The 7,762-nt window shown below is 51.4% G+C and carries 8 protein-coding genes and 1 pseudogene; 5 read left to right on the forward strand and 4 right to left on the reverse strand.

Annotated features, from left to right (window positions below):
* The 3 genes and pseudogenes from F0155_RS23730 to F0155_RS22770 all read right to left on the reverse strand — a co-directional run.
* Positions 1-203: pseudogene (locus tag F0155_RS23730) on the reverse strand (hypothetical protein); the annotation flags it as partial.
* Positions 204-447: 244 nt separating this feature from the next.
* Positions 448-1,230 carry an IclR family transcriptional regulator gene (locus tag F0155_RS22765; protein ID WP_150526870.1) on the reverse strand — a complete coding sequence of 261 codons (783 nt, stop codon included), beginning with the start codon at positions 1,228-1,230 and terminating at the stop codon, positions 448-450.
* Positions 1,230-1,976: an IclR family transcriptional regulator gene (locus F0155_RS22770; RefSeq protein ID WP_150526871.1), complete on the reverse strand. Its 747-nt coding sequence runs from the start codon at positions 1,974-1,976 to the stop codon at positions 1,230-1,232. The genes F0155_RS22765 and F0155_RS22770 overlap by 1 nt, the downstream gene beginning before the upstream one ends.
* A 151-nt stretch (positions 1,977-2,127) precedes the next feature.
* Between F0155_RS22770 and F0155_RS22775 the strand changes: the two genes are divergently transcribed.
* From F0155_RS22775 to F0155_RS22795, 5 genes are all read left to right on the forward strand, one after another.
* On the forward strand, positions 2,128-3,081 hold the full coding sequence (locus F0155_RS22775) for a tripartite tricarboxylate transporter substrate binding protein (RefSeq protein WP_150526872.1): 954 nt from the start codon (positions 2,128-2,130) through the stop codon (positions 3,079-3,081).
* A 65-nt stretch (positions 3,082-3,146) separates the two neighbouring features.
* The gene (locus F0155_RS22780) at positions 3,147-3,611 is read left to right on the forward strand and encodes a tripartite tricarboxylate transporter TctB family protein (protein ID WP_150526873.1); all 465 of its coding nucleotides are present in this window, start codon (positions 3,147-3,149) and stop codon (positions 3,609-3,611) included.
* 9 nt (positions 3,612-3,620) lie between these two features.
* Entirely contained in the window at positions 3,621-5,105 is a 1,485-nt protein-coding gene (locus F0155_RS22785; RefSeq protein ID WP_150526874.1) for a tripartite tricarboxylate transporter permease, read from the forward strand.
* Positions 5,102-6,676, forward strand: a complete 1,575-nt coding sequence (locus F0155_RS22790) for a gamma-glutamyltransferase family protein (protein ID WP_150526875.1) — start codon at positions 5,102-5,104, stop codon at positions 6,674-6,676. Before F0155_RS22785 ends, F0155_RS22790 begins: the two co-directional genes overlap by 4 nt.
* Before the next feature lie 4 nt (positions 6,677-6,680).
* A complete protein-coding gene (locus F0155_RS22795) occupies positions 6,681-7,373 on the forward strand; it encodes a DUF599 domain-containing protein (protein ID WP_150526876.1) in 693 nt (230 codons plus the stop codon).
* 114 nt (positions 7,374-7,487) lie between these two features.
* On the opposite strand, the gene F0155_RS23735 is transcribed toward F0155_RS22795, so the two are convergent.
* Positions 7,488-7,762 (reverse strand): tyrosine-type recombinase/integrase (locus F0155_RS23735; RefSeq protein ID WP_425299994.1); only part of this gene is annotated, 275 nt, incomplete at its 5' end.

The following is a 7,762-nucleotide window of genomic DNA, read 5'->3' on the forward strand; positions in this document are numbered from 1 at the left end:
ACCACTGTATCCTGGCGCCGGGGCCAGCGGAACTTGTCCTCGCTCAGTTGCTTCATGTCGCTGATCGGGGTGTTCTTGCGGGAGGGGAATACAAGAGGTGTATCAGGAGAAGCCGCGCTCTGCAGATGCTCAAAGAGGCTTACCAGATAGTGTGATAACGGAACGCGATGGAGAGCTTTTGCCTTTATGCGCTGGGCAGGCAATACCCAGACACCATTTTAAGGAACCTCTCCTCTCCCTACTGAATTTGAGCAGATCCCACCCTATCGATGAGACAAAAGAACATGCAGCCCGACACTGCCTGAATGCTTTTCCTGTACCAACGGAACATGAAGGAGGCGCAGGGCTCAATGACAAGACCATTGATTCGCGCATGCGGCATTGTCCGTCGTCAGGGATTTTTGGACAAATTGCACCCCAAGATACGGACTGCCCAACTTAAACTTGTCACTGTATTCTCAAAGCATCAGAAACAGACACCACGAGAGGTAAGGCTCGGCATACAAATTCGTTTTCGTCAGTACCTGCAATTGGTACATGAACTGAGACGCCAGCTACTGCCTCAGATGCCCTGCGGATAGGGCACGCGAGCGTCAATGTGCCGGAGGTTGCTTCCTGCCTAACAACTGAAAATCCGTTTTTCCGGCATTGGGCAATTTCTTCCAATAGGAGTGCTGGATCAGTGATGGACCAAGGCGTGAGAGGGGCGAGACTAGCAGACGCCAGATAATGCCGAACGCGCTCATTTGCCATCAGCGAAAGGATGCATCGCCCACTAGCAGACAAGTGGATTGGGACTTTCTTTCCAGGCAGTGTGTTTTCGAAGTTACCAGAATATCCAGGTAGCCGGTGAACATAGACCATCGTGCCCCCCGATGGCACCGACAACGAAACATCAAGCCCTAGGTCTTCTCTCAATTTCACAAGGTGTGGCCAAGCACGCTTTGCGAACTGGTTTCGGGACAAATAACTGAAGAGCAGATCGACTGTCTTTACGGTGGAGCTATATCGTTTTGAACCACTGTGTTTTTCAAGATAACCCGCTTGAATCAAATTACCAGTCAGACGTTGGAGAGTTGGGACTGCCAAGCCAGTTGCTTTTGCGATTTCGGTGAGGGACATCGGCCCAAGACTATCCGACAATGTGTCGAGTACGAGGAAGCCTCGTTCAACAGACGTCAAAAATCTCGGATCGTCCCGTGGAGATGCCTGATTTTTTACCTCTGCCATCAGATAAGTGCCCCAATAGCTTGAGCCGCTTTAATCACCGCAACTCCAAAGCCATGTCTTTTATCTCTATCTTGGAATGCACCAACCGGCCCTCCCAATATAATTGCCCCATGTACCCTGCCGTCCGTACCCACAACAGCCGCACTAACAGAAGCAGCGCCAATCAGGACTTCTTCGCTTTGAAAGGCATATCCCATTTTTCGCACCTCTTCGATTGCACTAGTTACATCCTGGATGGTGTCGAGAGAGTGAATGGTCGTTTTTTTAAACGACGTGGCGCTCAACACCTCTGCCATATGTTCATCCGTCATGGCGGCCAGAATTGCGCGACCCGAAGCCGTATGGATTGCAGGCCAACGTCTCCCTAGCGGGGCGAGATTCAAGAGTTCATCTCGACTTGGGATTCGAGACAAGTAGACGATATCAGCACCGTCCAGAACCGATAAATCTGCTCTAGAAGCCAGCCGCTCGGACAGGTCGATCAGATAGGGCGTTGCGTTTTCCAGAAACCGATTGTTGCGTAGGTACCCATATACCGGTCGCAGGCAGCCACGCCCTGGAACAAATCTCTTTCCGGTTTCTTCTCGCTCCAAATATCCAAGCACTTCAAGGGTGTAAACGCTTCTTTGGACGGAACTCAGAGTTTCTCCCTTTTGTTCCGCGATATCCCTGACTGATAGAGAACCAGCAGTATTTTGAAATGCTTCAAGAGCCTCAAAGGCTTTTAGCAGCGCACTCGAACTCATTCATCCCACCCTTATCTTATCACAGGATACTGCATCTCTGGATCGATTAACGCAATGATGGATTCAAAATTTGCGGTTGACTATGCGTAAATTGGATTCAATAATTTAATAATGAGCATAAAAATCGATATACGATAACTTGAGAGGCAATATGAAGAAGTATCTGATATCCACCATGCTTGGCTTGCTCTTTTTGTCGGGCCCAACCATCGCTGGAGACTGGCCGTCAAAAGGCATCAATTTGACTGTTGGTTACGGCGCAGGGGGAACAACTGACTCAACAGCACGCGTCCTTGCTACTTTGCTTGAAAAAGAGCTGGGCACAGCAGTCACAGTAATCAACAAACCTGGCGGCGGCGGCTCGGTCGCAGCGGGGCTGGCTGCCGCTCAAAGACCTGACGGCTACAATATTTTCACTTTTACCACTGGAGCTGCGGTTCTCTCCCCACATCGTCAGGACTTGCCTTACGACACCCTTTCCGACTTCACTTTCATCTCGCAGTACGGGGCTTGGAACGTTGGGATCGTAGTTCCGGCTGATGCGCCCTATCAGACCTTTGAGGAATTGGTGAACTTCGCCAAAGAGAACCCCGGCGAGATCAGTTATGCAATCGCCGGCACCGGCACACCTCAACACCTGGCGATGGAACGTCTGGCGATGGAAGAAGGGCTCGAATGGAAAGCCGTACCGTTCAAGGGCGGTGCTGCGTCGGTGACCGCTCTACTCGGTAACCATGTCGATGTCATGGCTGGAGCAACCGAATGGCTTCCGCAGGTGAAATCAGGAGAGTTCAAATTGCTCGCCATTATAACAGACGCGCGCATGGATCAGTTCCCGGATGTGCCGACTTTGAAAGACCTCGGCTATGACATCGCTGCACCGTCCATACTGGGCATCGCAGCCGCCGACGGTGTGCCGGAAAACGTGGTCGCAAAACTTGACGCCGCAATCAAGAAAGCAACGGAAAGCGAGGAGCTTCAGGCCATCATCGACAAACTAGCAATGAAGATGACCTATCGCAACAGCGCCGACTTCGAGCAGAACGTCCGCGAAAACTACGAGATCCAAGGTGAGATCATTCGCGCCGCCGGTCTGGGCAAATAGTTCCATAACAATGTGAAGGCCCGGTGCATTCAACAGCGGGCCTTCGATTCCCGAGGGAGGTGGGAATGGCACAAAAATTTTCAGATACGATTTCAGGTATGGTGCTGCTGTTTTTTTCCGCAGTGCTCTATTTCTACCTGATCCCGAATTTCGTCGGCTCCAGTGAGGCTGGCGCCATGTCACCTCGATTTTTCCCGCGCCTCGGGACTGTCTTGATCGGAATTGGTGGTTTGGCATTAATTACCATTTCTGTGTTGGCGAAATCTCCAAAATCTCCTGAAGACATTCTCAATACAAGAAACGTCGACACTTCAAAGACGTTTATCGCACTGCTTGTTGCCGTATCAATGGCTGCGTTCATTCTGTTGTTCCAATGGCTCGGGTACTTCTATGCCGCCCCACCGGTCATCGTCGTCCTGATGGTTCTTTTTGGCGCTCGGAACCCGCTGGTTATTCTCCTGACAGCCGCAATCACAACCGCCGCACTGTTTGCCGTATTCAACCTCGGCTTAAACCTTCCGCTTGTTTGAGGTGTAACTATGATTGCCGACCTCTTCTCTGCCTTGGACATGCTGCTTTCAGTTCAGAACCTGATCGCCATCTTTGCAGGCGTCGCCTTCGGTGTCTTCATGGGGGCCGTGCCTGGGTTGACGGGAACAATGGGTATCGCTCTAATAATTCCGCTGACGTATGCATTTGAGCCGATCACCGCTTTCGCTTTGCTCCTTGGAACTTACAAGGGCGCTCTCTTCAGCGGATGCATCCCCGCAATTCTAATTAATACCCCAGGAACTCCCGCGGCTGCCGCCACAGTTCTTGATGGGTACCCATTGACTCAAAAAGGCCGTGGCGGCGAAGCCATGGGGATGGCGCTTTGGGCATCAGTCATCGGTGATGTTGTATCGACCATTGCACTTATCTTTGGTGCAATCTTGTTGGCTCAGCTTGCTACCAAGTTTGGCCCGCCAGAGTTCTCCATGCTGGTTTTGTTTTCATTGACAATCGTCGCCGGAGTGTCAGACGACTCCATGATAAAGGGCCTTATTGCAGCAGCCGTCGGTTTTATTTTCGGAACAGTGGGCCTTGACCCAATGATGGCGACACCTCGGTTCACTTTTGGCGAGATAACCATGTTGAACGGTATTTCGCTGATGGCAATGTTGATCGGTCTCTTCGCCGTCTCGGAGCTTTTCATTCAAGCGGAGACGTCTACCACCTCAATCACCAGAGTAGTCGTTCCCAAAGCACAAATTGGCTGGGCAAGGATTCGAGAAAAGTTCCCCACAATAATGCGGGGGTCAGTAATAGGGATAGTATTGGGCTCCATACCCGGTCTTGGGGCAACACCGGCCGCTTTCCTTTCGTATTCCGAGGCCAAACGGGCTTCGAAAACGCCGGAGAAATTTGGAAAAGGGTCGTTGGACGGCGTAGCCGCCGCCGAATCCGCCAACAATGCGACTGCGGGGGGCGCGCTGATTCCGTTGATGGCGCTTGGCGTACCAGGTGACGTAGTAACTGCCGTTCTGTTGGGCGCTTTCCTAATCCACGGACTGGCGCCTGGACCGCAACTTTTTGCCGAAAACCTTGATCTCATCTATGCGATCTTCATTGCATTGTTAGTCGCGGCATTGATGCTGCCGGTCATAGGTCTAGCTGCGATCCGGCTCTTTTCCCACATCGTGGTAATCCCCCGTTACGTGCTTTATCCAATCATCGCAACACTATGCTTGCTGGGCGTATTTGGCTTCAATTCCAATCCAACCGACCTTTGGGTCATGTTGGGTTTTGGCTTCCTCGGATATACAATGCGGAAACTAGCCTTTCCACTCGCACCAATGATGATTGGTTTTGTCCTGGAACCGATCGGCGAGCAATCCGTTAGACAAGCTCTCACAATCTCCTCCGGAAGCTGGTGGGTGTTCGTCTCAACACCCATTTCCATTCTATTCCTCTCCCTGACCGTTCTCTCGGTCGCATTCATCACACACAGAACGTTTAAAGACCGAAAGGTGGTAAAGGCATGAGCCGGGCAGCTAGTCAATCAATCCAAATTCGGAAACCCGCTATCAAGTCTAAGAAGGGAGTAGTTACTTCGCAAAACCGAATTGCATCCGAAATTGGTGCGGAAGTTCTACGGAGCGGCGGAAACGCAATTGATGCTGCTATAGCCACTTCTTTCGCACTTGGCGTGGTGGAGCCTTGGATGAGCGGGATTGGTGGAGGCGGTTATATGGTGATCCGTCGTGCTGGAGACGCTGGGGCTCAAGTTGTGGACTTTGGTATGCGCGCGCCCGCCAAGCTACAGGTTGCAGATTATCCAGTAATTGGGGGTACTGCCAGCGACCTCTTCCCTTGGCCGGTTGTTAAAGAGGACGCCAATGTCTTCGGCGCGAAGGCAGTTGCAATTCCTGGCCACGTGGCTGGAATGGCTGCAGCACATAAAGCTTTCGGTTCCGTACCATGGGCTGAACTTGTGACACCCGCTGCAATAGAGGCCGAGAAAGGGTTAGTAGTTGATTGGTACGCGCAACTGATAATTGCAGGCGCCGCGAAAGGACTTGCCAAATTTCCCGCTTCGCGCGCATTGTATCTTGACGAAGAGGGGTTCCCAAAAGCGTCTGCATGGACTGCTCTTGGTCACAATCGCCTAAATCAGACCGCGTTATCAAAGACTTTAACCTCGATCGCCTCGTTAGGCCCGACGGAATTTTACCAAGGATCGGTCGCAAAATGCCTTGTAGATGAACTGCGGTCGGCGGGTGGTCATCATACACTACACGATTTCCAGAACTACCAAGCGAAAATCGTTCCTGCATCAGTGTTTAACTACAAAGGTCATCGTGTTTACGGAACTCCCGAGATGACTGCAGGAACAACACTGGAACGGGTTCTCCAATTGCTTGAAGACTGGTCACCGAAGAAGAAAAAACCCACGGCTGAAGACTTTTTGATGTTCAATCGGGTAATCCGGCAGGCCACCAAAGAGCGTCTGGAAACCATGGGAGACGTCGCTGACGAGCTTGTTCCAACTTGTACTACACATTTCAACGTGGTGGATGAAGCTGGTACTATGGTTTCCGTTACACAGACACTCCTGTCCATCTTCGGCTCTCGAATGACACTTCCATCAAGCGGTGTATTGATGAACAACGGCATCATGTGGTTCGACCCCGAGCCTGGAAAGCCGAACTCCATTGGTGCGGGTAAACGATGTTTGGCGAACATGTGTCCAACTTTATTGGAACGTTCTGATGGAACTCGTTTCGGCCTAGGGGCAGCTGGCGGACGAAAAATCATGCCAGCGGTTGCCCAACTAACGTCCTACCTTCTGGATTTTGGAATGGATGTCGACACCGCTATCCACGAACCAAGAATAGATGCAAGCCTTTCAGGAACAACGATTGTTGATAACGCCTTGTCAGAAATGGTTCGGGCTGAACTTTGGCAAGAACTTCCATGCGTCACCGAGGCCCCACGCACTACATACCCTTACAACTTTGCCTGCCCATCTATAATAGGACGCACCGGAACAACTAATGTAGGTGCGACCGAGATAATGGCGTATTGGGCCGATACGGTGCCCGCGGATAACTAGTAAAATGAATAGCTTCATAACAGAAATTGACTGGCTAGATCGGTTCGCCTTAGCGACGCTGATTGTCACTTTTGCGCTCTATAGCCCGTTAAGTGCTCGGGTGCTGGGCGGAAACATTTCCTCACGGATGCTGGAATGGCGGAAAAGTTGGACTCGTCAAATGATGTGGCGGGAAGAACGCATTACCGATGTTAGCATTGTCAGAGGACTAATCGGCAACGTTTCATTCTTTGCCACCACAACTGTCTTCGTAATCAGTGGATTGATTGCCCTCATCGGATCAAGCGGACTCATCGCAACAAAGCTCAGAGCGTTACCTCATTTCGACACCGTTACCGAAGAAACAATAATCATGAAGCTCTGCGCGCTCTTGACAATGGCGGTCGTAGCATTTTTCAAGTTTGGCTGGGCGATGCGTTTACATGCGAACGCATTGCTGATGGTCGGCGCAGCTCCTGAACGCACGCAAAGAAACAGCGCGCTAGCTGAATATGTAGGTTCCAGGTTGGCTGAGATGAGCGCGTTGGCGTCTTCACATTTTCAAGGCGGCGTGCGGGCATATTACTTTGGTTTTGCAACGCTTCCCTGGTTCATCTCCGCTTGGCTTTTGTTTCCTTCGTTAACTCTTATGATCGGGGTTGCAATAAGGCGAGAGTTTTTCTCAAACGCCTTCCGCGCAACGATGCCACCTAATTAATTAAATTTGGAACATCAGGAATGCACTCCTTCTGAATTGGTCTCAGCTTGAGAAGGAAGGCGATAGCGTGGCGGTTGCTTCCTTACGGCGGGAAATGAACTCGAAAGTTCCGTATCAAGCACCCAAAACCCACCGTTTCCACTCGAGCATCATCTCCCGGCGTTGTTCGAGTAGATCTGTCCGATGATAAGCCGCTTCGGTGGAGTTTCTTATGGTGTGAGCTAGTGCGCGCTCCGCCAAGTCGCGCGGGTATCCATTCTCAGACGCCCAATCCCGAAAACTGGATCGAAACCCATGCGCTGTTGCAAAACGCCCCGGCGTGTCACTGGCCACTTTGTGATCCCGCAAACACTTCGTCAGGGTCATGTCGCTGATCGGGGTGTTCTTGC

The sequence above is a fragment of the Roseibium sediminis genome (genome assembly GCF_008711325.1).
Taxonomy (GTDB): Bacteria; Pseudomonadota; Alphaproteobacteria; order Rhizobiales; family Stappiaceae; genus Roseibium; species Roseibium sediminis.

Bases quoted from the DNA above. Each gene is read 5' to 3' on its own strand.
- F0155_RS22765 (WP_150526870.1), bottom strand. From the start codon at position 1,230: ATGGCAGAGGTAAAAAATCAGGCATCTCCACGGGACGATCCGAGATTT.
- F0155_RS22770 (WP_150526871.1), bottom strand. From the start codon at position 1,976: ATGAGTTCGAGTGCGCTGCTAAAAGCCTTTGAGGCTCTTGAAGCATTT.
- F0155_RS22775 (WP_150526872.1), top strand. From the start codon at position 2,128: ATGAAGAAGTATCTGATATCCACCATGCTTGGCTTGCTCTTTTTGTCG.
- F0155_RS22780 (WP_150526873.1), top strand. From the start codon at position 3,147: ATGGCACAAAAATTTTCAGATACGATTTCAGGTATGGTGCTGCTGTTT.
- F0155_RS22785 (WP_150526874.1), top strand. From the start codon at position 3,621: ATGATTGCCGACCTCTTCTCTGCCTTGGACATGCTGCTTTCAGTTCAG.
- F0155_RS22790 (WP_150526875.1), top strand. From the start codon at position 5,102: ATGAGCCGGGCAGCTAGTCAATCAATCCAAATTCGGAAACCCGCTATC.
- F0155_RS22795 (WP_150526876.1), top strand. From the start codon at position 6,681: ATGAATAGCTTCATAACAGAAATTGACTGGCTAGATCGGTTCGCCTTA.